This window comes from Arthrobacter celericrescens (assembly GCF_003614925.1).
GTDB classification, from domain to species: Bacteria; Actinomycetota; Actinomycetes; order Actinomycetales; family Micrococcaceae; genus Arthrobacter; species Arthrobacter celericrescens.
The window spans coordinates 14,980-36,439 of the sequence record NZ_QYLP01000089.1; the positions used below are offsets into that span (position 1 = coordinate 14,980).

Consider the following 21,460-nt stretch of genomic DNA (forward strand, 5'->3'; position numbering starts at 1 on the left):
GGTCAAGAGGCGGTTCGGGCCGGAACGGTCAGATGGCCTTGCCGGGGTTCAGGACGCCGTGCGGATCGAAGACGTCCTTGATGCCGCGGGCCAGTTCCCGGACCCGCTCGGAGTGTTCCCAGCCGAGCCACGGCAGTTTGAAGGTTCCGATGCCGTGCTCGCCCGTGATGGTGCCGCCCATCGAGAGGGCCACCCGCACCGACTCGTCCAAGGCCCCGCGCAGCCGCGCCACGGCTTCGTCCCGGCCGCCGTCGTCGGGCTCCGCCCAGAACATCGGGTGCAGGTTGCCGTCTCCGGCGTGCGCCACCATCTTCATGAAGACGCCGTACTCGCGGCCGATCCGCTCCAGCTCCCGGGCGTAGTCCACCAGGCGGGACCGCGGCACGGCCACGTCCTCGCCCACCCGGAGCTCGTTCTCCGTGCCCGAGCCGCGGCTGTTGCGCCGCAGCTGGACGAAGAGCTCCGCCGCCGGGTCGCCGGGCGCGGAGAGCGTGCCGCCTTCCGCGGCCAGGACTTCACGGACGACGGCGGCCTCCGCCTCCGCGCCGAAGCCGTCCGTCTGGATGAGCAGCAGGACGGTGCAGCGGCTGGCGAGGTCCGTTCCGTTCAGGGCGTCGGCGTCGGCGATGGAGCCGTGGTCCATGAGTTCCATGATGGCCGGCTGCACCCGGGCCCGGCCGACGGCGAGGACGCCGGCCGCGGCGGAGGCCAGGTCCGGGAAGAAGGCCGCGATGGTGCAGACCTTCACGGGCAAGTGGCGCAGGCGCACGGTGGCGCCCACCACGATCCCCAGCGTCCCCTCGGAGCCGACCAGCAGCGCCACGAGGTCATACCCGGCCACGCCCTTGAAGGTGGAATGGCCCAGCCGGACGAGCTCGCCGTCGGCCAGCACCACGTCCAGGGCCAGGACGGAGTCGCGGGTGACGCCGTACTTGGCGCAGCGCAGGCCCCCGGCGTTGGTGGCGATGTTCCCGCCGATCGTGGCGAAGGTGAAGCTGGCGGGGTCCGGGGCGTACATGAGGCCGTGCTCCGCGGCGGCCGCGTTGAGGTCCGCGTTCACCACGCCGGGTTCGACGACCGCCACCTCGTCCCCGGCGCGCAGCTCCAGGATCCGGTCCATGCGCTCCAGGCTGAGGATGACGCTCTCGGTGACGGCGTGGGCGCCGCCGGAGAGGCCGGACCCGGCGCCGCGGGCAACCACCCGGATGCCCGCCGCGGCACAGGCCCGGACCACCGCCTGGACGTCGGCCGTGGATTCGGCGAACACCACCGCGAGGGCTGAAGCCTCGGGCGGGTGCGGCGCCTGGTCCCGGCTGTATCCGGCCAACAGGGCGGGGTCAGTGGAGACCTTTCCGGAGCCGAGGAGCCGTTCCAGCCCGACGGCGATGGTGTGGGCCGCCGTCGTCACGCGCGGGCCGTTTCTCGGACGCGGACCAGCTTCCGGTTCACGAATTCGTCCATGCCGTAACGGCCCAGTTCGCGCCCGACGCCGGACCTCTTGACGCCGCCGAACGGCAGTTCCGCCGAGCTGCCGCCGGCCTCGTTGATGTGGACCATGCCGGCTTCGATCCGGTCCGCCAAGGCGGCGGCACGGTCCTCGTCCACGGAGTGCACGGACGCGCCCAGGCCGAAGGGGGTGCCGTTGGCCACCTGGACGGCCTCGTCCTCGTCGCGCACCCGGAACACCATGGCCACGGGGCCGAAGAGTTCCTGCCGGTACGCGTCCATGGACTCGGTGACACCTGCCAGGACCATCGGCTTGAAGTAGGCGCCGGGCCGGTCCTGCCGCCCGCCGTCGAGCAGTATCTCGGCGCCCTGCAGCACTGCGCGGTCCACCTGGACCTGCAGGGACTCTGCGGCCGCCGCGGAGGACAGGGGGCCAAGGACAGTGCCCTCTTCGGCCGGGTCGCCCGGCTCAAGTGCGGCGGTCGCCGCAACGAAGCGGTCCACGAACTCGTCGTACACCTCGTCCACCACGATGAAGCGCTTGGCCGCGTTGCAGGCCTGCCCCGCGTTGAAGGTCCGGCTGCCCACGGCGAGCTTCACCACCTGGTCCAGGTTGCCGCCGTCGAGCACGATGAACGGGTCCGAGCCGCCCAGCTCCAGCACCACCTTCTTCAGCTCCGCGCCGGCGGCCGCGGCCACCGCCGCACCGGCCCGCTCGGACCCCGTGAGGGACACGCCCTGGACGCGGGGGTCCGCGATCAGGGCCGCCACCTGCTCATTGCTGGCGAAGAGGTTCACGTACGCGCCGTCCGGGGCGCCGGCGTCGCGGAAGATCTCCTCCATGGCCAGCGCGGACTCGGGGCACTGCGGCGCGTGCTTGAGCAGCACCGGGTTGCCGAGCATCAGGTTGGGCGCAGCGAAGCGGGCCACCTGGTAATAGGGGAAGTTCCACGGCATGATGCCCAGCAGCACGCCCAGGGGTTCCTTGCGGACCACGGTGCGGCCGCCGGCGACGGCGTCGATGGGCTCCTCGGCCAGGAAGCCGGGGCCGTTGTCCGCGTAGTAGCGGTAGATGGACACCACGATGTCCACCTCGCCGCGGGACTGGGCGATCGGCTTGCCCATTTCGCGGGTGATGATGGACGCCAGTTCCTCGCGGCGTTCGGCGTGCAGCCCGGCCACCCGGTGCAGCAGCGCGGAACGCTCCGCCGGGCTCAGCGCCTTGAGCGGGCCGCGGGCGGCCTCGGCGCGCGCTGCGGCTTCCTCGATCTGGGCGTCGGTGGCGGACGGGTAGACGGCTTCCACCGTTCCGGTGGCGGGGTTGGTCACCTTGTACATGCTGGTTCCGTTTCGTGAGGGGGTTACGGTGCTCAGGGTTCTCGGTATCACGGCGCGCTGAATTACGGTTCCAGGAGGGCCTGGTCGGCCACCACGTGGATGAGGGCGCTCACCCGGCGGGTCAGCACGGCGTCCAGGGCGCGTTCGACGGCGTCCGCCGCCTCCTTGTCGCTGCGCACGGTTTCGCCGTGACCGCCGAAGGCCCGGGAGAGGGCCGCGAAGTCCGGGTTCGCCAGCTGCGTGCCGCTTACCCGTCCCGGGAAGTGCTTTTCCTGATGGGCGCGGATGGTGGAGTACTGGCTGTTGTCGAGCACGATCGAGAGGACCGGCGCCCCGTACTGGGCGGCGGTGGCCAGTTCCTGGCCGTTCATGAGGAACTCGCCGTCGCCGCAGACCGCCACGGCCAGGCGTCCCGGGTTCGCCAGGACGGAGGCGACGGCGGCCGGGATGGAATAGCCCATGGAACCGTTGCGGGTGGCCAGCTGGGAGGGGAACACCTCGGTGGGGAAGAAGCGCTGCGCCCACAGGGTGTGGTTGCCGGCGCCGAGGGTGTTGACGGCGTCGTGCGGCAGCCGCGCGACCAGTTCCCGCATGACCGTGCTCATGTGCGCGGTGCCTTCGGCGGTGGGCGGCAGGGCGGCGTCGTCCGCGATTTCCGCGTACGCCAGGTGCGCCGCGTGCCCGGCAGACGTCCAGCCGGCCCAGTCGCCCTTGCGGCCCAGCTCAGCGGCGTCGCCGAGGGCACCAATGGCGTCCGCGAGGGCCACCGGGGAGGCCAGGACGTGGGAACTGACGGCGCCGGAACGGCCGCGCAGGGTGGAGTCGATCGAGACGAGGTGGTTGACGGCGTCGGGACGCTGGCGGAGCGTGAACCCGTCCGTGGCGACGTCGCCGGGCACAGCCCCGACCGCGACGACGACGTCCGCCTCCTCGAACATGCGCGCCACGGTGTCGTTGCGGCTGTAGCCGAGGGAACCCAGGTTGACGGGCGAGGAGAACGGGATGCGGTCAGACGCGTGCCAGTCCTGCGCGACCGGCAGGCCGTTGCGCTCGGCGAAGGCGGTGATGGTGGCGGCGGCCTGCGGGGTCCAGCGCTGGCCGCCGACGAAAAGGAGCGGCTTCTCCGCGCCGCGCAGGGCGTCCAGGAGGGTGGCCAGCTCCGCGGGGGAAACGGCGCCTTCGGCCACCGGGATGGGCCGGGTCAGGGGGCCTTCGAAGACCTTGGTGATGACGTCCTCCGGGAGGCCGACCACCACGGGTCCGGGGCGGCCGGACTTCGCGGCGAAGAAGGCCTCCGCCACGACTTCCGAGGCGCGGCCGGGCTCGTCCAGCACGAAGACGCGCTTCGCCTGCGTGCCGAACCAGGCGTTGGGGTCGAACTCCTGGAAGGACTCCCGCATGCGGTCAGCGACCGGCACCAAGCCAACGAACAGGACCATCGGGGTGCCATCCTGCCAAGCGGTGTGCAGGGCGATGAAGGCGTTTGCGGCGCCCGGGCCGCGGGTCACCATGGCCACGCCCGGCTCGCCGGTGATCTTGCCGTGGGCCTCGGCCATGTAGCTGGCACCGCCCTCCTGGCGGACCACCACGGTTTCGATGTCCGCACCGTGCAGGCCGTCCAGGACGGCGAGGTAGCTTTCGCCGGGGACAGCGAAGACGCGCTTGACGCCGTGCAGGGCAAGCGAATCGACGATCGCCTGGCCGGCGTGCTGGGGTTTGGGGCTCACGGGTTCTGCTCCACATCACTGGGGGATTGCTTGTTCCCAACCAGTATCTGGAGGCGCAAACCATGCCGTCCAATACTTGTTTCGCAGGGTTCTCATACCTGTTTGGCATAGGCTCGGCGTACTTAAGCATCGATTGCTCCGTATCTGTCGTTTTGAGGGTCCAAAACGACAGATACGGAGCAATCGACGGGGGAAGGGACTCACGCACCCAGGGTGATCTCCTCGGCAGTCAGGAACTCCCGGATGCGCAGGGCGAGCTCCTCGATGACGGCTTCGGCGTAGTGCCCCGGAAGCCAGGCCACATGCAGGGACAGGCCCAGCGGCCGGGCCCCGTAGACGTCCTCGTCCAGCACCAGGATGGGGTGGGCGCCGTAGAGGGGGCGCTCGGTGGAGAATCCGACGCCGTGCCCGGCCACGGCGAGGGCCATGATGCTTTGACCGTCGTCGCATTCGGTGACGCTGCTGAAGGTCACATCGTGCCTGCTCAGGGCGTCGTCGAGGAGGAAGCGGCTCACGCTGTGGTGCGAGGTGAGGATGGCGGGCACGCCGGCGAACGCGGACAGCGGCAGTTGCCGGACGCCGTCGCGCGCCCATTCATGGTCCCGCGGCACATAGGCACGCACGGGCACCCGGCCCAGCGGGACATGCCGGAGCGCGCCGTCGGGGGCCTGCGGCGAAACGGCGAAATCGCAGCCCTGCCGGAGGGACTCCGTCATCTCGAAATGGCTGGTCTCGCGGGCCACCAGCTGCGGATCCGCCGGTGTCATGGTGGCGATGAACGGCGCCAGGAAGGTCCGGAGGGAGGCGCTGGTGGCTGCGACCGTCAGGCGTTCCACCTTCCCGGTGCGCAGCAGGGTGGCCGCGTTTTCGAAGTCGAGCGCCTCCACCACCAGGCGGCGGGCGGCGGGCACCAGGGCCAGGCCCGCCGCCGTCAGGGCAAGGCGGCTGCCCTGGGGTTCGAAGAGCTCAAGCTTGAGCTCCCGCTCCAGGGTCTTGATCTGCCGGCTCAGCGCGGGCTGGGCCATGTGCAGCTTGTCCGCAGCCCCGGTGACCGTGCCGTGGTCGACGACGGCCAGGAAGTACTGCAGGCGGCGAAGGTTCATGAAGCCCATCTTGCCCCAGCCTGCCGCTCACGTGGCCAGCAGGCCATCCAGTGCCTCCCCGGAACGGATCCGTGCGAGCAGTTCCGGCTCCGCGGCGTCGGACGCTTCGGCCAGCGGCAGCACGTCGGCCAGCACTTCGGGCGCGAAAACCGCAACGCCGTTGTCGTCCGCGAGCACCAGCCCGCCGTCGGTGACCGGCACGCCCGCAAGATCGAGCACGACGCCGGTAGCTGAGCCGGTGCCGCCGTGCCGCTTGGTGGTGAGGCAGCTGGTGCCGCGGGCGTGGATGCTCAGGCCGGAGGCCCGCAGGTCGGCAAGGTCCGTCACGGCCCCATCCACCACCACGCCGACGGCGCCGCGCGCGACGATCGCGGCCGCCGTGACGGCGCCGAGCGGGGCGTGCCTGTGGTCGCCGGACATGTCCACCACCAGGAAATCCCCGGGGCGAAGGCCCAGGATGGCCCGGTTCATGGCGAGTGCGTCCTGTCCCGCGATCCGCACGGTCCGGACCCGGCCCGCCACTGTTCCCTGCCCTGCCACACGGCGGATCGCGGGCGGAAGGAAGCCGTCCTCCAGGAAGTGACCCAGGGTTGGGACGCTGACCCGGGACAATCGGTCGAGGAGCTCGTTGGTCAGGGTCGCGGTCACGCCCGGCCTCCGGGTGCCAGAACGGCCACGCAGTCGATCTCCAGCGCGACGCCCCACAGGCTCACGCACACCGTGGTGCGGGCGGGCCGGTGGTCGCCGAAGAACTCGGCGTAGACCCGGTTGTAGGGTTCCAACTGTTCCTCGGCGGTCAGGTAGCCGTTGCACTTGACCACGTGTTCCAGCCCGGACCCGGCCTCCTCCAGCACGGAGCGCAGGTTTTCCAGGGTCCGCCGGACCTGAGCCTCGAAGTCCTCAGGCTGGTCGTCCAGCCCGCCGGGGCCCGAGGGCAGCTGCCCGGTGACGAAGACGAAGCCGTTGGCCGCGACCGCCTGGGAGAACGGCCCGACGGCGGGTGCGAGCCCGGGTGCCCCGGTGACGCGCTGCATCAGGCCTCCTGCTTCGCGGCCGGGGCCTCATCGACGGCGTCGATGTTGCCGTAACGGGTCTCACCCAGGATGAACAGGGCCACGAGGGAGAGTCCCGCGGCGGCCAGGATGTACCAGGCGATCGAGGAGCTCTGGCCGGTCAGGCCCAGCAGCCAAGTGGTGATGAACGGGGTGGCGGCCGAGCCCAGCAGGCCGGAGAGCATGTAGGCCACGGACAGGCCCGAGTAGCGGACCTTCGAACCGAAGAGCTCCGCAAGGAAGGTGGCGATGGGGCCGTAGTTGGCGCAGAACGCGGTCATCATGGCCAGGTAGGCCACGAAGAGCAAGGCCACGGACTTGGTGTCCATGAGCCAGAACATCGGGAAGGCCAGGACGGCTTCGGCGGCGACGCCGGCGTAGATGATCGGCTTGCGGCCGTACTTGTCGGAGAGGCGGCCGAAGAACGGGATGAGGAACAGGCCGAGGGCGCAGGCGGCCAGGACCACCCAAAGCATGAGGGTTTCGGAGTGGCCCAGCGTCTTCTTGCCGTAGGACACGCCGGAGGCCACCAGCAGGGTGAAGGTGCTGCCAGTGGAGAGGGTGGCCACGCCGCCCAGGATCACCTGCTTCCAGTACTTGGCCATGAGGGCCGCGAAGGGGATCTTGGCCTTGGCGCCCTGCTCCTTGACCGCCTGGAAGGACGGGGTTTCCTCGATGTTCAGCCGGATGTAGATCCCCACGGCCACCAGCAACACGGAGGCCAGGAACGGGATGCGCCAACCCCAGCTGTGCAGGGCGTCCTCGCTGACCGCGGAGGCCACGATCAGGAACGCGACATTGGCGATCAGCGTTCCGGCGGGAACCCCCACCTGGACCAGCGAACCGAAGAAGCCGCGGCGGTTGGCGGGAGCATGCTCAACGGTCATCAGCACGGCGCCGCCCCATTCGCCGCCGAGGGCCAGGCCCTGGATCACACGGAGCAGGAGCAGCAGGAGCGGGGCCATGACGCCGATCGCGCCGTAGTCCGGCAGCAGGCCGATGGCGAAGGTGGCCGCGCCCATGGTGAGCAGGGAAACCAGGAGCATGGACTTGCGGCCCAGCCGGTCACCGAAGTGCCCGAACACGATGGCCCCGACCATGCGGGCCACGTAGGCGGACGCGAAGGTGCCGAAGGCGAGCATGGTGCCCACGATGGGGTCGAAGCTGGGGAAGAAGATCTTGTTGAAGACCAGGGCGGAGGCGGTTCCGAAGACGAACAGGTCGTACCACTCGACCGTGGTGCCGATGACGCTGGCGAACGCGATCTTGTTCATCTTCTTCTGGTCCAGACGTTGTTCCCGGACCGTGCCGGGAAGCACCGTTGACGGAGGGACAGGAGAGGTCATGGAGGGCTCCAGAGGGTTCGGGGAGTGGGATACCTCACTATCCCCAGAGGCCCGGCATGCTGTCTAAGACCTAACTTGGATCATGCCCATGCCGTTCCGGCATGAGTTTTCGTAGTGCGGCCTCACGCCCAAGCGACCACGAGGCGGGCAGCCTGCTCCGGGACCGACAGGTCGATGCCGGTCACCTCCTGGAACCTCGCCATGCGGTTCAGGATCGTGTTGCGGTGGCAGAAGAGGGCCGCCGCCGTCGCGGTGACGTTCCCCGTGGCCAGGATCGAGCGGGCCGTCTCCTCCAGCCGCTCCCGCTCGCTCGGGCGGCAGGCTTCGAGGGAGCGGTCGACGGCGGCCCGGAGGGGGAGCCGGGCGTCCTCCAGGAGCCGCCGGGCCACCCGTGGCCACGCGGACTCGGTGTCGAGGGGGCCGTCGTCGCCCTCGTGCGCCACCCGGGCCAGGGCCTCGGCTTCCAGCGCGGCGTCCCGGATGCCGGCAAGTCCGCGCACCGAGGGAACCAGTCCGCACGGGATCCTCGAAAGCCCCGGCGGCAGCGGGGAGCCGCCGGCCGGAATCTTCCAGAAGCCGTACACCAGGTCCCCGGATTCGTAGATGTACACCCTCGACCGCACCGCCGGGGCCACCCCGAGGGTCCTCAGGACGGCGCCGGCCTCGCCCCGGGCCGCCGCGAGAGAGAGCGCCGCTTCGGGATCCAGTCCCAGGGCGGCGCCGATCCGTTGCAGGCTCTCGGGTCCCTGGCCGCCCGGCGCGAAGACCTGGGCAATGAAGTCCCGTTCCACCACGGCTTCTTCATGCGCCATGCGGACCCGCTCGTCGAGGTAGCCGTTCCGGGTCTGGGTGGCGTACTGGTCCACGACGTTCCAGACTTCCTCCACGCGGGAGTTCAGCGCGGCGCCGTCCGCAGGGTCCACCAGGGCCAGCAGTTCGGTCCAGATCACGGGGAAATCGAGGCGGACGGCGGACATCAGGGACTCGGGCGGAATGCCCGCCCGTGCGCGCCGGCCCCCGAGTGCCCGTGCGGCGCTGGCGAGTTCGCCGTCGAGTTCGGTCCGGCCGTTGCGCAGCGCCGCCACCAGCTGCTCGAAGGTCTGCTTCGCCGTCGTGAGCAGTTCCTCCGTGGTCACGCCGCCGCTGGCGTACTCCGGGATCGCCGAGATCCTCTCCACGAAGCCGGCAGCCATGCGGGGCACCTGCGCGGCCAGCCGCGTCAGGAGCCCGTCCCATCCTTCACCAGGAGTCCAACGGGATTCATTGTGCATTCACACATTCTATTCGGGCATTTCCGCGATGAATCCCTAGAGATTTTGGGTAAACAAACTGCAAACATGGAGTGAGAACCTGCCTGAGACTTCAGTCACAGGCCTTGAGCTTCCTGGAGCCCCCCAATGAGTATTTCCTCCGCCACCCCGGTCATCGACGAGAAGGTCACTAAACGCGTGGCCCTCGGCGCCCTGGTCGGAACCGCCCTCGAGTGGTACGACTTCTTCCTTTTCACCACCGCCTCGGCGCTGGTGTTCAACATCCAGTTCTTCGCCACCAAGGACCCCATCCTGGCCGGCATCTTCTCCTTCGGCACCCTGGCCGTGGGCTTCGTAGCCCGCCCCGTGGGCGGCCTGATCTTCGGCGCACTCGGCGACAGGGTGGGCCGCAAGAAGATCCTGATGATCACGATCGTCGGCATCGGCGTCGTTACGGGCCTCATCGGCCTGCTGCCCAACTACGCCGCCATCGGCGTCGCGGCCCCTGTCCTGCTGATCCTGCTGCGCATCGTCCAAGGTCTCGCCGTCGGCGGCGAATGGTCCGGCGCCATGATCATCGCGGTGGAGAACGCCCCCGTGGAAAAGCGCGGCCGCTACGGCGCCATGCCGCAGCTCGGCTCGCCCATCGGCACCATCCTGTCCTCCGGCGGCTTCGCCCTGCTCGCCTTCCTGCTGAGCAAGGACAGCTTCGACGACTGGGGCTGGCGCATCCCGTTCCTCCTGGCCATCCCGCTGCTGCTGGTCTCCCTGTGGATCCGTTCCCGGCTGTCCGAATCGCCCGAGTTCGAAGCCCTGATGGAGGAAGGCGAAACCGAACATGCTCCCATCCGCGGCGTGCTGGGCACCTCCTGGAAGCAGGTCCTCGTCGGTGCGGCCACGGCCATGCTGGGCGTGGGCGGGTTCTACCTTGTCACCACCTTCGTGGTCTTCTACGGTGCCACCGTCCTGAAGCTCGACCGCAACCTCCTGCTCGCCGCCACCCTGATCGCCGCGGTCTTCGAGGTCTTCATCCTGATCGGCGGCGGCCGCATGGCCGAGCGCTTCGGCGCCAGCAAGGTCGTCATTTTCGGCGGGCTCCTCTCCGCGGTCCTGGCCTTCCCGGTCTTCCTGGCCGTGCAGTCCGCGGTCCCGTTCCTGGTGGTCCTGGGCGTGACCGTTGGTGTCTGCGCCCTCTCCATCCCCTATGCGGTGTCCGGCGCTGTCCTCACCGGGCTGTTCCCCACCCGCACCCGCTACACCGGCGTCGCCATTTCCTCCAACCTCGCCGGCCTGCTCAGCGGTTTCGTCCCGATGATCGCGACGGCGACCCTCGCCGCCAGCGGCAACTCCTGGGTCCCCAGCGCCTGGCTGCTGATCGGCATCTCGCTGCTCACCGCCGTCGCCGGCTTCGCCATCCCCGCGCTGAGCATCAAGCAGCAGGGCCTCAAGGCCTGACCCCGGCCTGGCGCGACTGCTGACCTGAAGCGACTGGAGAACCTGTGGACCTGGACCTCGTCCTGCACAATGCGGACATCATCACGATGGACCCGGCCCGGCCGTCGGCGCACTCCCTGGGTGTGCTGCACGGCCGGGTGGTGGGGCTCGACGGCGACATTGCCGGCCTGGGTGCCCGGCACGCCGTCGACCTCGGCGGACGGACCTTGGTGCCCGGCTTCATCGACGCCCACTGCCACACCCCGTGGTTCGGGCTCGGGCTGCTGGAACCGTCCGTGGACGGCTGCACCACGCCCGCGGAGGTGCTTGCGGTCCTGGCCGCCGCGGCGCCCGCGGCGGCAGCCGGCGACGACGGCTGGTTGATTTCCTCCGGGTTCAACCACGACCGCTTCGGCGGGCAGTTCCCCTCGCTGGCCGAACTGGACGCCGCCACCAGTGCGGTGCCCTTGTTCCTGCGGCACAACTCCGGCCACCAGGCCCTCGTGAACACGGCCGCCTTGAAGACGGTGGGCCGTTTCGAACCGGGTTCGCCCGACCCCGTGGGCGGCCGGATCGTGCGCGACTGGCAGGGTCTGCCCACCGGCGTCGTGGAAGAGACGGCCCAGGAAGTCTTCCAGCAGGCGTTCCAGCCCAGGCCGCTGTCCCGGCTCCAGCGGGCCGTGGAAGAGGCCACCGGGATCTACGCATCCCAGGGCATCACCAGCTTCACCGATGCCGGGATCGGCGCTGGCTGGATCGGCCAGAGCCCCGTGGAACTGGCCGCATTCCAGCGCGCCGCCGCGGCCGGGACCCTCAAGGCCCGGGCGCAGCTCATGCCGGTGCTGGATGCCCTGAAGCCGGTCCACGGCCACGCCACGGACGGCCTGGGAACGGGCCTTGACCTGGGGATCCACTCCGGCTTCGGCTCGGAACTGTTGTCCCTGGGCCCGGTGAAGGTGTTCCTGGACGGCTCCCTCCTGAGCCGGACCGCCGCCGTCACCGAACCGTACTGCCACCACCCGCATGGTTCGCATGGGTACTTCCAGGAAGACCCGGCCCAGCTGCGCGAACGCATCGAAGCCGCGTACCGCTCCGGCTGGGCCGTGGCCGCACACGCCATCGGAGACCGCGCGATCGACCTGGCCCTGGACCTGTTCGAGGAGCTCCAGTCCCGGTACGGCCGCAACGCCCTGCCCAACCGGATCGAGCACGCCTCCGTGGTCCGCCCGGACCAGCTGCCGCGTCTCGCCGAGGCCGGCATCGCCGTGACCCCGCAGTCGAGCTTCTTCGCCGAGGGCGGGGACAACATGGCCGCCTCGCTGGGCGAGGAACGTTCCGCCTGGGCCTACCGGGCGGCGTCGTTCCTCGACTCCGGCACCATGGTGGCCGGCAGCTCCGACCGGCCCGTGGCCGACGGCGACGTGCTCCGCGGGATGCAGGCCTACGTGGACCGGCGCACCGGTTCGGGGCGGGTCTTCGGCAACCCGGATGAACGCCTCAGCCGCCACCAGGCCCTCGGCCTCTACACCACCAGCGCCGCGGCAGCCACCGGCGCCGCCGCCTCCAAAGGTGCCCTCAGCCCCGGAAAGCTGGCCGACGCCGTCGTGCTTTCCGGCAGCCCCCTGGAAGCCTCCGACCTGACCGACCTGACCGTTGAAGCGACGCTGCTCGGCGGTGCCCCCAGCTACTCACGAATTAAGGAACTGCAATCATGACCACCCGCACCGCGCCCACTGGCGACGACTTCCTGGCCGATTTCCGCACCATGAGCGGCTTCGGCGCCACCGCCAACGGCGGCGTGGACCGGCAGGCCGCCAGCCAGGCCGACGCCGAGCAGCGCAACTGGTTCCGCACTGTCCTCGAGGCCCGCGGCTTCACGGTCCGCTTCGACCGGATCGGGAACCAGTGGGGCCTGCTGGAACGCGTGCCCGGCGCCCCGTTCGTGGTGGTCGGATCGCACATGGACTCCCAGCCCACCGCCGGAAGGTACGACGGCGCGTACGGCGTCCTCGCCGCGGCGCACGCCGCGTTCCGGCTCGCCGCCGCCTGGGACAGCAACGAGCGCACCGCACCGAAGTACAACGTGGCGGTGGTGAACTGGTTCAACGAGGAAGGCAGCCGCTTCAAGCCGTCCATGATGGGCTCCTCCGTCTACACAGGCAAGCTGGCGCTCGCCGACGCCCTGGCCGTGACCGACCCGCACGGCGTCTCCGTGGGCGAGGCGCTGGGCGCGCACGGTTTCCTTTCCGACTGGGAAGGCCCGGATGCCGCCTACTGCGCGGAAATCCACATCGAGCAGGGCCGCTCCATGGAACGTGACGGCGTGACGATCGGCCTGGTGCATTCCAACTGGGCGGCGAACAAGTACGAATTCGTGGTGCACGGCGAACAGGCGCACACCGGCTCCACCGTGATCGCCGACCGGCACGACGCGCTCCTCGGTGCGTCCCTGCTGGTGGTGGCCGCCCGCGAGATCGCGGACGCTTTCCCCGGCAAAGTCCACACCTCCGTGGGCCAGCTGGACGTCTACCCGAACTCCCCCGTGGTGGTGCCCAGCCGGGTGCAGTTGCTCCTGGACCTGCGCAGCGCCGACGAGGACGCCCTGGCCGAAGCCGACGCCATGCTGCACCGCCGAGTGGCCGAAGCCGAGAAGGCCGCGAGCGTGCAGGTGGAGCAGCGCACCTCCCACTCCTGGCCCGTGACCCCGTACCAGCCCGAAGGCGTGGAGCTCGCCGCCAAGGCCGCCGCGGACCTCGGCCTGCCGCACAAGGAAGTGATGACCCTCGCCGGGCACGACTCCACCAACATGAAGGACCTGGTTCCTACGGTGATGCTGTTCGTCCCGAGCGTGGACGGCATCTCGCACAACGAACACGAATACACCACGGACGAGGACATCGTGGCGGGCCTGGAAATGCTCACCGAGGTGGTTGGCCGGCTCTGCGACGGGGCGCTGGAGGAGTAACGCGGCCCTCGTGGTGATCCCGTTCCGTGTTAGAAGGGCGGCGGCTTGGACCCCCTGGGAGACCACTCCCGGGGTGGCCAGGAAGCGGGTGATTTTCCGGTCCGTGCGGTGGTTGCCGGCGGCGTGGGCGGCCGGTCGGTGTAGCTCCGGCCGGTGGGACTGGTCCATTCCAGGTTTCCGTTTCCCGTTTGCCTGGTAGTCCATCGGCTGTGGTGTTTGAGCACGTGGTGGCGCCGGCATAGCCCGGAAAGATTCCCGGCGTCGGTGGCACCGCCCAGTGCCGCGTCGTGGGTGTGGTCCAGATCCAGGTCGCGCGCGGGTATGCCGCAGCCGGGGAATCGGCACCTGGCATCGCGGGCAGTAAGAAGTCGCTTGAGGTCCTCCCCGGGGCGGTACCGGTCCACCGCAAGCACGGCACCGGAGATGGGGTCGGTAAGGACCCGGTTCCAGCCCGAGGCTCGTCCGGCAAGGATCCTGGCGGTGTCGGGGTCGATCGGGTGGCGCCCATCCAGCTCGGCGGCGATCCGGGCATTCCCGACGGCGTTCTCCTGCGCACGGTTGCCCGCAGTCTCCGACCCGTGTGCTGAGGCCTGTCCGCTGCCCTTCGACGTTGGTTCGCGGTGGCCCGGGCCCGCCTCGTTGATCAAAGTCAGGATGGGGACGGTGACATCAACCCGGGCGGTGATGGCTGAAAGCAGCCCGTCCGGGGTGTCGTGCCCGGTCGGCGCACCACACAACAACAGGTCAGCTAAAAGGTCGGCACGCAGCTGGTCCATGCAACGGATTTCCCCGGCGCCGGTGCCTGGCTCTGCGGTGGCACCGCCTTCACTGATTCCGCCGGAGGCAGCGTGTTCAACGGCCGCCAGCTCAATGTGCGTCTTGGCCATCTGCGTGAGCCGGTCGTGGATCCCGTAGGCCACCGCCGCGGGCAAGGTCGCGGCGAGTTCCGCCATCCCGTCCGGCAGCGGTATGACCCGGACGCAGCGGCCGGCGACAGCCCGTTCGTGCCGGGCGACCAAGGGCTCGGCCTGGGCTTTCTCTGCTTCCCGCACCGCCAGGCGCCGCACCCGCCCGGGTGCCTGCTGCTCGGCGCAGCCCACCACCGCAGCCTCGTAACGGCCCCGGGCGTCGTCATCCATCAGAGTGGCCCCGGCTTCCTGGATCACCCGGGCGTGGGCCAGGCTGATCCGACCATCGGAAAGCGCCTGGTACGTTGCTGGGAACCGGGCGGCCAGCTCCACGGCCTGGCCTATCTGCCGCTGCACCGTCCGATCACTCATCCGAGTCGCCGCCGCGATCTCCGCGGCCACCGACCGCTGAGCCAGCTCCCTCGCAGGCGCCCGCCACCCGGAACCCGGCCCGCCGCCGTCGTCCTCCATCGCCTCCGCCAACTGCGAGGCCATAACCAGCAGCCCTTCACGCACCGCGTGCAAACGCGACTGCACTCGCTCCAGCGACTCCAGCGAGGACACGAGATCGGCCAGCGCATCGACAGGACGGACCTGCTTCCCCGCTGCCTGGGCAAACCCCGTGCTGTTCTCCATGCACTAATTCAAGCAAGGGGCTACGACAATTTATCCACGTACAAACAGGGGCGACCAAGTCCAAGGCTCAGGCCCGCCGCACCACCAGTTCGCCGCCGTCCGGGGTCGCGAGCAGCAGCACGCCGTCCTCCGAACGGACCGCAACCCCGGCCGAGGCGAGCCTTTCCCGCAAGCCGTCCAATTCGCCGTCGTACTCGCACTCGAGGCCGCCGCCCGCCGGCCGGTCACCGGCCCGCACGGCCAGGACGCCGCCGTTCTTGGCGTTGAAGTCCGCCCCGTCCGGGGTTTCCCGGCGGGGCCGGGCGCCAATGTTGCGCAGTTCCTGCGCGGCCCGTTCGACGCCGGGCGTCAGCCAGACCCCGACGACGGCCAGCGCCGTATCGGCGTCCGCGCACACGGCGCCGTGGGCGGCTTTGTCCGCGAAGAAGCTGAAACCGTCCTCCGCAGTGACCTGCACGGTGGCCCCGTGCGGGGTGTCGACGACGTCGGCCCGGGTGCCGTCGGCCACGGTGCGGCGGGCGAACTCCGCCGGGTCGCCGATCTCGACGCCGAACACGGTGCTGCCGTCCTCCGCCGCGCCCGGCGAAACCTGCTGCAGGGCGAGGCGCCCGGAGCCGGCGTCGAACTCCCGGCGGCCGCCGTCGTCCACGGTCTTGATCATGCCCAGGGCAGCCAGCAGGGGTTCCCAGGCCTCGGGGCGGGACGTGAAAACGATGGGTCGGACTCGCAGCATGGCTCCAGCCTACGCGCCCGGATGTCACCTGCCCGGATGTCGGCGGTCGGCGGCAGAATGGGCACATGGCCGTTGAACTCGAAGAACTGCTGGTCAAGGACGCTGCGGAATGGCGGGCCTGGCTGGAGGCGAACCACAGCAGCAGCCCCGGCGTCTGGCTGGTGCTGCACAAGAAGGGCGGCAACGTCACCGAGCTCGACTACGACGCCGCCTTGGACGAGGCCCTCTGCTTCGGCTGGATCGACGGGCAGGCGAGGCGGCGGGACGCGGAGAGCATGTTCCAGCGGATGACCCGCCGGGGCCCGCGCAGCCCCTGGTCGGAGCGGAACACCGGCCACATCGCCCGGCTGGAAGCCGCCGGGAAGATGCACGACGCCGGCCGGGCCGCCGTCGACGCCGCCAAAGCCGACGGCCGCTGGGACCGGGCCTACACGGGGCAGGCAGGCGCGGAGGTTCCCGATGACCTAGCCGCGGCGATCGCCGCCGTCCCGGAGGCGCAGGCCATGTTCGACGTCCTCACCGGCACCAACCGCTTCGCCCTCATCTACCGGACCACCTCCGTCAAACGCGCCGAGACGCGGGCCCGGAAGATCGCCGGCTTCGTGGACATGCTGGCCCGGCACGAGGCGCCCTACCCGCAGAAGAAGATGCCGGACACGCCGCCGCGCGGCTAGCTACTTCAGGCTGGTTGCCGCCTCGAGCGCCATCCACGCCTGCAGCTGGGTGGAAAGCTCGACGGCGGAGCCCAGCGGATACGTCTCCGCGGCGGGCCGCACGGGGTTACTGGAGAAGATCAGCGTTCCGTGCGCGGATTCGGTCCGCCCGGTCCAGAAAGCATCCGCTGTGTCGAACACCATCGCGCGTGCCGTGTCCTTTGCATTTCGGGGGAGCCGGGCGTCGGCTGCGGCGAGGGCCAGGTATCGGAGCAGGATTCCGGTGAAGAGGCCGCCGTCGCCGTCGCCGTGGCATTTCACAACGTTGGTTCGGTCCAGGGTCAGGCGCCGGGAGACGGCTTCGACGAGCGCGGACGCCCTCTGGAGGTTCTCTTTGCCGCCGAGTTCCAGCATGGCGCCGAGCACCGGGCCCTGGTTGTAGGTATAGATGTCGGCCACGAGTGCGGTGTCCGTGCCGTTGATGCGCAGGCCGTCCAGGTAGAGGCCGGTTTCCGGGTCGAGGAGGCGGGCCTTGAGCCAGTCCAGGAGCCGTTGGGCGCTTTCGGGGCGGCCGGTGCGGGCGTAGAACAGGGCGACGGGGGCCGTGGCCGGGGTGTTCTTGAAGTCACGCTTGGTGTTCCAGAAGGTGCCGCCGCCGAGGTCGTCGGTGGAGGCGGAGTCGAACTGGAGGGTGAGGCTTTCGCGGACCCGGGCGTTCCGGCGTCGGCAGGGGCTCCGGGTAGCTTCGGCAAGGCCGTCCAGGCGCAGGGTGGCCAGGGCGAGCCAGGCCATGTCGTCGAAATAGTCGTTCTCGAAGCGCAGGAAATTCCGCAGCCGGACGGTGGTGACCAGCCGCGAGGCCAGACGGCCGGCACTCGGGCGGGAGACGCCGTCGAACTTCACGCCCGAGGTGAGCTCACGGCGCCCGGCATCCACCAGGCAGTCCACGTACTGCGCCTGCCACCAGTAATTCCACGGCTCCAAGAGGGCCCGGAAGGAATTCTGCGGCCGGACGGACGCGCCGAGGTGGGTTCCGGGGAGGCAAAGGAGCCTCTTGCCGAAGGCCCGGGTGACGGAACGGGCGGCGGTGTCGGCGCGGGCTACCAGGTCCTGGGTGTCTTCGGTGGGCATGGTCAAAGGGTAGTCATCCGGCCTGCAAAACGCTGCGCAATCCATGTGATTCAGTTAACATGCATTAACGCAATGGCTGGCATCAAGGAGGACGGATGGACATCAGGGGAACGGTGGCACTGGTCACCGGCGGGGCGTCAGGTTTGGGGGCCGCAACGGCCAGGAGACTGTTCGACGCCGGAGCTTCCGTGGTGCTGCTCGACCTTCCGTCCCCGGCGGGCGAGGCTTTTACCGCGGAACTGAACGCATCCGGCTCCGCTTCCGCGTCCAATCCAAAGGCTGTCTTCGTCCCCGCGGACGTTACCGACGAGGAGCAGGTGCAGGCCGCCGTCGACGCTGCCGCGACTCTCGGCCCGCTGCGCATCGTGGTGAACTGCGCCGGCGTCGCCACCCCCGGCAAGGTGCTGGGTCGCGACGGCGTGCTGCCGCTGGAAAGCTTCACCCGGGTCGTCCAGATCAACCTCGTGGGCACCTTCAACGTCATCCGGCTGGCTGCGGCAGCGATGGCCGCCACCGAGCCCGTGACCACCGAACTCGGCGGGTCCGAGCGCGGCGTCATCATCAACACCGCCTCCGTGGCCGCGTTCGACGGCCAGATCGGCCAGCCCGCCTACGCGGCGTCCAAGGGTGCGGTGGCCGCCATGACGCTTCCGGTGGCGCGGGAACTGGCGCGCTCCCTGATCCGGGTCATGGCCATCGCCCCGGGCATTTTCGAAACACCCATGCTCGCCGGGCTGCCGCAGGACGCCCAGGACTCCCTGGGCCAGCAGGTCCCGCACCCCGCACGGCTTGGCCGCCCCGCCGAATACGCCAGCCTGGTGGCGCACATCGTGGAGAACGCCATGCTCAACGGCGAAACCATCCGCCTTGACGGCGCCATCCGGATGGCGCCGAAATGAGCCCGGACACCGTGCCGGGAAGCACCCCGGACGCAGCCGAGCTGCCCACGGCCGATTTCTTCGACTTCGGGTCGCTGCTCAGCGTCCAGGAACAGCGCAAACTCCAGGAGGTGCGCGAGTTCCTGGCCGGTGAGGTGGCCCCCTACGCCAAGGACTGGTGGGACAAGGCCGAGTTCCCCGCGCAGCTGCTGCCCAAGCTCGGCGGGCTCCGGCTCAGCACCCCCACCCACCGCGGCTACAGTAACCTCTTCGCCGGCCTGGTGATCGCCGAAATGACCCGCGTGGACACGTCGATCGCCACCTTCTTCATGGTCCACCACGACCTCTTCGTGGAATCGCTTTTCGAGTTCGGTTCCAAAGAGCAGCAGGACCGCTACCTCGACGACGCCTCCAACCTCCGCACCACCGGCGCCTTCGCGCTGACCGAACCGGAGCACGGATCGGATGTGGCCGGCGGTCTGCAAACCACCGCGCGGCGGGTTGGCGACCAGTGGGTGCTGAACGGCGCCAAGCGCTGGATCGGGAACGGGACGTTCTGCGACCACATGCTGGTCTGGGCTCTGGACGAGTCCGAACTCGAAGCCGGCCGCAAGGTGATCAGGGCCTTCATCGTGGACGGAAACCTGCCGGGGGTGGCGCGGAGCCGGATCGAGAACAAGATCGCCCTGCGCACGGTGCAGAACGCCAACATCACGTTCACGGACGTGCGGATCGCCGAGTCGGACCGCTTCGCCGGGATCAACAGCTTCACGGACACCAACTACCTGCTGCGTGGTTCGCGCCTCATGGTGGCCTGGCAGGCGGTGGGCCAGCAGTTGGCGGCGTTCGACGTCGCGCGGCAGTACGCGCTGGAACGCCTGCAGTTCGGCAGGCCGCTGGCGAAGTTCCAGCTGATCCAGCAGCAACTGGTGGACATGCTCGGCAACGCGGTCGCAAGCATGGGCATGATGGCCCGGATCGCCCAGCTCCAGGAGGACGCCTACGTTGACGCGAAGGGGGAACGGCACGGCGGAGCGAGCATGGCGCAGGTGGCGCTGGCCAAGTCTTACTGCAGTGCCCGGATGCGCGAAACGGTGGCGATGGGCCGGTCCATCCTGGGCGGCAACGGGATCGTCACCGACTACCGCATGGCGAAGATCTTCGCCGACGCCGAGGCTATTTACACGTACGAGGGATCCTTCGAGATCAACTCGCTGATCGTGGGCCGCAACGTGACGGGGGTGTCGGCGATCGTGTAGCGCCGGGTCCGATGCCTGAGAAGCTCAGGCGCCGAGGAACCTCAGGAGTGCCGCGGGGCGAACGTCTCCACGACGGCCACCACGCCGAAGGTTCCCAGCACGGTGCCGGTGACGCGGTCGATCCAGCGGCGGAACGATGCGCCCTGCAGCCACTTCCGGAAGAACTGGGCCGCCGAGATGATGGCCACGAACCACATGACGGCCTCGATGTTGCTCACCACGGAGAGCAGCAGACCCATCCAGACGGCGGGCACCTCGGGCACCAGGAACTGCGGGATGACCGCGATGCAGAACATGCCGTACTTCGGGTTGAGCAGGTTGGACACGAAGCCCTTCAGCCAGGTGCGGCGCAGCGGCTCCAGGCTCAGGTGAGGGAGGGCGCCCGGCGGGAGGTCGGCGTCGGACTTCTTCAGGGAGGCGCGCCAGAGCCCGATGCCCAGCCACAGCATGTACGCGGCGCCGCCCAGGCGCAGCACGTCGTAGGCAACGGTGGAGACGGTGAGCAGGGCCGAAACCCCGGTGGCTGCGGCGGCGCCCCATACGAAGGCGCCGGCGATCATCCCGAAGGCCGCCATGTAAGCATGGCGGCGGCCCTGGGCGATCGAATACCGCAGCACCAGCGCGGTGTCCGTGCCCGGAATGATGGTGATGAGGGCGGCGAGCGCCGCGTAGCCGAGAAGGGATTCCTGTAGCGTCACCCTCCAAGGATAGGGGCCTCAGATCACCCGCCCGGACGGCAGCTTTTCGCCCGCTTCCACGGCCACGTCGATCGAGTTCCCGGACACCGGCATGGGGCAGGTGCCGTACGGCGTGAAGGCGCTCGGGTAGTTGATGGCACGGTTGAAGTCGACCACCACGGAACCGTCCGGGCGGGGGCGCGGCACGAAGACCTTGCGCCATTCGTCCGTGGTGTTGCCGTTCGTCTCGTCGTGGAAGGTCACGTTGAGGGCGCCCAGCTTCTCCTCCTCGGCGTGCAGGCGGACCTCGTGCGGCAGGCCCGGCATCCGGAACACGATCTCGCCCACCGAGCGGTGCACGCCGTCCACCAGGGGATTCGCGGTGCCGATCGGCACGTCCACCGGTTCCGGGTAGGCCTCGTAACGGCCGGTGACCACCCAGTCCGGGTTGTAGTCGTAGGTGGGGACGCCGTCGAACTCCGTCAGCACGGGCGAGGAGTCATCCCGGGTGCGGATGGCGTACTTGTCCGCGCGCATCGCCAGCTCCACCATCACGTCGGTGCCGTCCGGGCCGCCGTACTGCACCCACATCAGGGACTCCTCGTCCTGCAGGACGGCCGTGATGGTGCCGTCCACCGGCTCGCCGGTCTCCACGAGCGTGAGCCCGTCGGCCGCATGTGCGGTGAGGGTCGCCGTCGTACCGTCGGTTGACCACAGCCCCGGAACGAGCTCGACGGCGGACGGCTGGGACTCCAGCCACTGGAACGACGTGAGGGTCAGCCAGCCGTGCGGACGTGCGAGGGCCGTGTTGCGGCTGCTGCGGAAGCGCTGCCAACGTTCGATCTGGGCATCAATGGCGGGCGCTGCTGCGGTCATTGTTCCTCCGGTTCTGCGGTGCTGTCTGCTGCCTACAACCCTGCACCG

At 69.7% G+C, this 21,460-nt stretch carries 19 protein-coding genes; 6 read left to right on the forward strand and 13 right to left on the reverse strand.

The genetic code is table 11. The features are described 5' to 3' along the window. Positions 1–28 precede the first annotated feature (28 nt). From D3654_RS15280 to D3654_RS15315, 8 genes are all read right to left on the reverse strand, one after another. Positions 29–1,408: an FAD-binding oxidoreductase gene (locus D3654_RS15280; RefSeq protein ID WP_245413266.1), complete on the reverse strand. Its 1,380-nt coding sequence runs from the start codon at positions 1,406–1,408 to the stop codon at positions 29–31. Then, positions 1,405–2,784, reverse strand: a complete 1,380-nt coding sequence (locus tag D3654_RS15285; protein ID WP_120522326.1) for an NAD-dependent succinate-semialdehyde dehydrogenase — start codon at positions 2,782–2,784, stop codon at positions 1,405–1,407. Before D3654_RS15285 ends, D3654_RS15280 begins: the two co-directional genes overlap by 4 nt. Positions 2,785–2,846: 62 nt before the next feature. Beyond that, positions 2,847–4,511 carry a thiamine pyrophosphate-dependent enzyme gene (locus D3654_RS15290; protein WP_120522327.1) on the reverse strand — a complete coding sequence of 555 codons (1,665 nt, stop codon included), beginning with the start codon at positions 4,509–4,511 and terminating at the stop codon, positions 2,847–2,849. Between the two features lie 200 nt (positions 4,512–4,711). Continuing rightward, on the reverse strand, positions 4,712–5,614 hold the full coding sequence (locus D3654_RS15295) for a LysR family transcriptional regulator (RefSeq protein WP_162943756.1): 903 nt from the start codon (positions 5,612–5,614) through the stop codon (positions 4,712–4,714). A gap of 27 nt (positions 5,615–5,641) precedes the next feature. Then, positions 5,642–6,262 (reverse strand): RraA family protein, encoded by a 621-nt coding sequence (locus D3654_RS15300; RefSeq protein ID WP_245413267.1) that lies wholly within the window; start codon positions 6,260–6,262, stop codon positions 5,642–5,644. Next, complete coding sequence (locus D3654_RS15305; protein ID WP_120522329.1) at positions 6,259–6,648, reverse strand: RidA family protein; 390 nt, start codon at positions 6,646–6,648, stop codon at positions 6,259–6,261. Before D3654_RS15305 ends, D3654_RS15300 begins: the two co-directional genes overlap by 4 nt. Then, a complete protein-coding gene (locus D3654_RS15310) occupies positions 6,648–8,012 on the reverse strand; it encodes an MFS transporter (protein WP_245413268.1) in 1,365 nt (454 codons plus the stop codon). Before D3654_RS15310 ends, D3654_RS15305 begins: the two co-directional genes overlap by 1 nt. Before the next feature lie 122 nt (positions 8,013–8,134). Continuing rightward, a complete protein-coding gene (locus tag D3654_RS15315; RefSeq protein WP_120522330.1) occupies positions 8,135–9,283 on the reverse strand; it encodes an RsbRD N-terminal domain-containing protein in 1,149 nt (382 codons plus the stop codon). 126 nt (positions 9,284–9,409) lie between these two features. Between D3654_RS15315 and D3654_RS15320 the strand changes: the two genes are divergently transcribed. The 3 genes from D3654_RS15320 to D3654_RS15330 are packed head-to-tail and all read left to right on the forward strand — an operon-like array spanning position 9,410 to position 13,661. Continuing rightward, the gene (locus tag D3654_RS15320) at positions 9,410–10,717 is read left to right on the forward strand and encodes an MFS transporter (RefSeq protein WP_120522331.1); all 1,308 of its coding nucleotides are present in this window, start codon (positions 9,410–9,412) and stop codon (positions 10,715–10,717) included. A 44-nt stretch (positions 10,718–10,761) separates the two neighbouring features. Further along, positions 10,762–12,411, forward strand: a complete 1,650-nt coding sequence (locus tag D3654_RS15325) for an amidohydrolase (RefSeq protein WP_120522332.1) — start codon at positions 10,762–10,764, stop codon at positions 12,409–12,411. Next, entirely contained in the window at positions 12,408–13,661 is a 1,254-nt protein-coding gene (locus tag D3654_RS15330) for a M20 family metallo-hydrolase (RefSeq protein ID WP_120522333.1), read from the forward strand. Before D3654_RS15325 ends, D3654_RS15330 begins: the two co-directional genes overlap by 4 nt. A 29-nt stretch (positions 13,662–13,690) precedes the next feature. On the opposite strand, the gene D3654_RS15335 is transcribed toward D3654_RS15330, so the two are convergent. Further along, entirely contained in the window at positions 13,691–15,205 is a 1,515-nt protein-coding gene (locus D3654_RS15335; RefSeq protein ID WP_120522334.1) for an HNH endonuclease signature motif containing protein, read from the reverse strand. Positions 15,206–15,272: 67 nt separating this feature from the next. Next, entirely contained in the window at positions 15,273–15,938 is a 666-nt protein-coding gene (locus tag D3654_RS15340; RefSeq protein ID WP_120522335.1) for a VOC family protein, read from the reverse strand. A 65-nt stretch (positions 15,939–16,003) separates the two neighbouring features. Here D3654_RS15340 and D3654_RS15345 point away from each other — a divergent pair, with 65 nt between their 5' ends. Then, entirely contained in the window at positions 16,004–16,612 is a 609-nt protein-coding gene (locus D3654_RS15345; RefSeq protein ID WP_120522336.1) for a YdeI/OmpD-associated family protein, read from the forward strand. On the opposite strand, the gene D3654_RS15350 is transcribed toward D3654_RS15345, so the two are convergent. Next, complete coding sequence (locus D3654_RS15350; RefSeq protein WP_120522355.1) at positions 16,613–17,722, reverse strand: glycoside hydrolase family 76 protein; 1,110 nt, start codon at positions 17,720–17,722, stop codon at positions 16,613–16,615. Between the two features lie 95 nt (positions 17,723–17,817). On the opposite strand from D3654_RS15350, the gene D3654_RS15355 reads away from it, so the two are divergent. Both D3654_RS15355 and D3654_RS15360 read left to right on the forward strand, forming a co-directional pair. Then, positions 17,818–18,621 (forward strand): SDR family NAD(P)-dependent oxidoreductase, encoded by an 804-nt coding sequence (locus D3654_RS15355; protein WP_120522337.1) that lies wholly within the window; start codon positions 17,818–17,820, stop codon positions 18,619–18,621. Continuing rightward, on the forward strand, positions 18,618–19,859 hold the full coding sequence (locus D3654_RS15360) for an acyl-CoA dehydrogenase family protein (protein WP_120522338.1): 1,242 nt from the start codon (positions 18,618–18,620) through the stop codon (positions 19,857–19,859). The genes D3654_RS15355 and D3654_RS15360 overlap by 4 nt, the downstream gene beginning before the upstream one ends. A gap of 41 nt (positions 19,860–19,900) precedes the next feature. On the opposite strand, the gene D3654_RS15365 is transcribed toward D3654_RS15360, so the two are convergent. Both D3654_RS15365 and D3654_RS15370 read right to left on the reverse strand, forming a co-directional pair. After that, complete coding sequence (locus D3654_RS15365; RefSeq protein ID WP_120522339.1) at positions 19,901–20,557, reverse strand: LysE family translocator; 657 nt, start codon at positions 20,555–20,557, stop codon at positions 19,901–19,903. A gap of 18 nt (positions 20,558–20,575) precedes the next feature. Then, on the reverse strand, positions 20,576–21,412 hold the full coding sequence (locus D3654_RS15370; protein ID WP_120522340.1) for a DUF1684 domain-containing protein: 837 nt from the start codon (positions 21,410–21,412) through the stop codon (positions 20,576–20,578). Positions 21,413–21,460 lie beyond the last annotated feature (48 nt).

Coding starts and splice junctions, on each gene's coding strand:
- D3654_RS15285 (WP_120522326.1), bottom strand. CDS start 2,784: ATGTACAAGGTGACCAACCCCGCCACCGGAACGGTGGAAGCCGTCTAC.
- D3654_RS15295 (WP_162943756.1), bottom strand. CDS start 5,614: ATGAACCTTCGCCGCCTGCAGTACTTCCTGGCCGTCGTCGACCACGGC.
- D3654_RS15305 (WP_120522329.1), bottom strand. CDS start 6,648: ATGCAGCGCGTCACCGGGGCACCCGGGCTCGCACCCGCCGTCGGGCCG.
- D3654_RS15310 (WP_245413268.1), bottom strand. CDS start 8,012: ATGACCTCTCCTGTCCCTCCGTCAACGGTGCTTCCCGGCACGGTCCGG.
- D3654_RS15315 (WP_120522330.1), bottom strand. CDS start 9,283: ATGCACAATGAATCCCGTTGGACTCCTGGTGAAGGATGGGACGGGCTC.
- D3654_RS15320 (WP_120522331.1), top strand. CDS start 9,410: ATGAGTATTTCCTCCGCCACCCCGGTCATCGACGAGAAGGTCACTAAA.
- D3654_RS15330 (WP_120522333.1), top strand. CDS start 12,408: ATGACCACCCGCACCGCGCCCACTGGCGACGACTTCCTGGCCGATTTC.
- D3654_RS15335 (WP_120522334.1), bottom strand. CDS start 15,205: ATGGAGAACAGCACGGGGTTTGCCCAGGCAGCGGGGAAGCAGGTCCGT.
- D3654_RS15340 (WP_120522335.1), bottom strand. CDS start 15,938: ATGCTGCGAGTCCGACCCATCGTTTTCACGTCCCGCCCCGAGGCCTGG.
- D3654_RS15345 (WP_120522336.1), top strand. CDS start 16,004: ATGGCCGTTGAACTCGAAGAACTGCTGGTCAAGGACGCTGCGGAATGG.
- D3654_RS15350 (WP_120522355.1), bottom strand. CDS start 17,722: ATGCCCACCGAAGACACCCAGGACCTGGTAGCCCGCGCCGACACCGCC.
- D3654_RS15355 (WP_120522337.1), top strand. CDS start 17,818: ATGGACATCAGGGGAACGGTGGCACTGGTCACCGGCGGGGCGTCAGGT.
- D3654_RS15360 (WP_120522338.1), top strand. CDS start 18,618: ATGAGCCCGGACACCGTGCCGGGAAGCACCCCGGACGCAGCCGAGCTG.
- D3654_RS15370 (WP_120522340.1), bottom strand. CDS start 21,412: ATGACCGCAGCAGCGCCCGCCATTGATGCCCAGATCGAACGTTGGCAG.